Origin of the sequence: Luteimonas abyssi (assembly GCF_001482195.1) — a bacterium.
GTDB classification, from domain to species: domain Bacteria; phylum Pseudomonadota; class Gammaproteobacteria; order Xanthomonadales; family Xanthomonadaceae; genus Luteimonas; species Luteimonas abyssi.
In genome coordinates this window covers 3,963,355-3,965,915 of sequence record NZ_KQ759763.1, presented here as the reverse complement: position 1 = coordinate 3,965,915, position 2,561 = coordinate 3,963,355, and the positions used below count along the sequence as shown (strand labels likewise).

2 protein-coding genes are annotated in these 2,561 nt (G+C 62.7%); both read left to right on the top strand.

The window, feature by feature from the left end; all coding sequences use genetic code 11:
- Positions 1–461: DUF2345 domain-containing protein (locus RG19_RS17005; RefSeq protein WP_157515327.1), on the top strand; the 461-nt coding region annotated here is incomplete at its 5' end.
- Between the two features lie 19 nt (positions 462–480).
- Positions 481–2,561: calcium-binding protein (locus RG19_RS17955; RefSeq protein ID WP_162267101.1), on the top strand; the 2,081-nt coding region annotated here is incomplete at its 3' end.

Genomic DNA, 2,561 nt, shown 5'->3' with positions numbered 1-2,561 from the left:
TCGCCACCCCCAAGAGCGCGGTGGCCTACGCCGGCGGTGCGCTGCACCTCACCGCCCAGGGCGATGCGCATCTGGCCGCCGGCCAGACCTTCGCCAGCGTCGCCGGCCAGCACACCGCCCTGTACGCCCACGCCGGCCCGGTGCGCGCCATCGCCGCCAACGGCCCGCTGAGCCTGCAAGCGCATACCGGCGAACTGGAACTGCTGGCCGACCAATCCGTCACCCTCACCGCCACCGACGAGCGCATCGACGTGCTCGCCAACGAGAAGATCGTCCTGCAGGCCGGGCAATCGCGCGTGGTGCTGGAAGGCGGCGACATCACCTTCGAGTGCCCGGGGGAATTCACGGTCAAGGCCAGTCAACATCCGTTTCGGGGTGGGGAGAGCGGCGACGTGCGTCTGTCGCTGCCCGATGGCCTCGTGAAACTGACACCGAAGCGGATGTTCGATTTCTCAGGATGATGGATTGCAAGGAAGCCCCATGACCGAAGAATCCCAAAAACCAAAGCCGCTGAATCGGACTGTTTATCCGTTCCCCCTAAAGGACGACAGCGCCTCCGCGGACGCTCATCCGGCCGAGCCTAGCGCTCAGGACTACTTCGATGCGCTGAGCAGGGCCGAGGACGGCTTCTTCCCCATTGGTTACAACGGCCAGTGGCACGGCGGCATCCACTTCGGTGCAGAGACAGGTCGCCTTCTGTCTCAGGATGATGGCGTTCGCTGCATCGCGGACGGTGAGGTCATTGCCTACCGGATCGATGACAACTATCCCACCGTCCCTTACGAAACATGCGCGGCGGCCAGATACTCAAGCGGCTTCGTTCTGGTCAAACATCAACTTCAACCACCGCCGGCTCCGCAAAACGGCGGCCAGGAACCTAGCACTGGCTCGGGGGAGCAGCAGTCCAATACCGAACCGTCCCTCGTGCTGTACAGCCTATACATGCACCTGAGCAACTGGCCCAGCTACGACACGAATCAGGAACTCGCGCGACCGGCGTTCTGGAACGATGCTATCTATACGGTCGGCGATCGCGCAGCAGACAGCGACCGTGAAACCAACGGATTCATCCCCGCCACGGGCGGGATCGGGATGAACCTGCGCGACGCTGGAAATACTATCGCTGGATTCGCTCCACGCGGCGTCAAACTGAAGCTCGGCGAAGCCAATCCGGCTAATTCCGCGTATCACCGGATCTTAGAAGTCGTTGGGGGAGGCACCACATATCCTACCGATGTCACAGGTCTGTACATCTTCAAGGGCACAGCAACCTCGCGGGAGGGCTTGACGTCCACCAGCCAACCTCATGCGGTCGGGACCGTACACGTATTCCCCGAACCCGAAGAGATCAAGGCTGGCGACCTGGTCGGACACCTCGGCCAGTATCAACGCTACCTGGACATGGACCCCATGATCGGCTGCAGCGATCGTCCACTGGCACAGATCGATGTCTTCACTCCTGAGGATCTGCAAGCCTTCATTCGTCAGAGCCGCGCACGTGATACCCAGCTCGGTGAGAACGATAAGACACTGCTCCACGTCAAGCCCGGCGCAATGCTGGTCCAGCCTGCCACGCCCGACATCGAACTGGGCAGCACAGAGGCGGCCATCCTACAAGGTGAAAGCGGGACGGATTCCGGCTGGGTCAAGGGAAAGCGCGGCACGATCGACATCGTGAGCGACAGGCCGCCAGGATTCGTCACCTCCACCCGCACCTATGCGGACGGCCGCATCTTCCTCGCGGCCGTGGATGCGTCAGGGAATGAATTGACGTTGGAGGCGTTCAACACACTCACGGACAAATCCGCCTACACCCGGCGCAAACTCCTGACACCGTCCGGAGGCGACATCTGGCTCGACCATTCAGCCGCGACTCCGGGCTCGGTCGTCGCCGGCCCCGCCCGGGTCTGGTCCCGCTTCCCGTTGCAGGTCGCCAATGTGGCCGGCGAGCCGGTCGCTCACAGCAACGTGGTCTCGCTCAAATCGGCCGCATCGTCCGCGACCGAAGAAGACGGCACACGTTGGTTCCTGATCGACACCGGCACCGCAACCGGTGACCCGATCCAGGGCTGGGCGCGCGAACGCGATCATCCGAACGTGGAGCGTTGCTCGCCGTGGGCATGGCCGGGTTTCGAATTGTTCGATACGGGCGAACTGCAGCCTCGCGAACTCTTCGCCCGCGAGCTATCTTCCAGCAGAAGGAGCACGCCATCCGAGCAAGGTGCATTCGAATCCAGCGCCCGCAGCGTGGAGGACAGCCCGCTGTTCGCAGCACTCGGCCAAGCCATCGATACCGACGACAACAAGCAGATCACGCCCCTCGAACTCCGCGACGCCTTGAAAAAGCCATGGCTGGCACAGGCTATCTCGCGGCTGGTGATCCGCTATCCCAGTGAGTGGGCGCCACCGATGGATCGCTGGAACCAGGTCGACAGCCTCATCGAGGATCCTGCCCTGCTGATCGACTGGCAACACGAGAAGCGCCGCATCGAGAGCCTGCATATCTGGCCGCATGTGGCGGGTGGTCATGGTCCTTCGAATTCGACGGTGCATCATCTGCA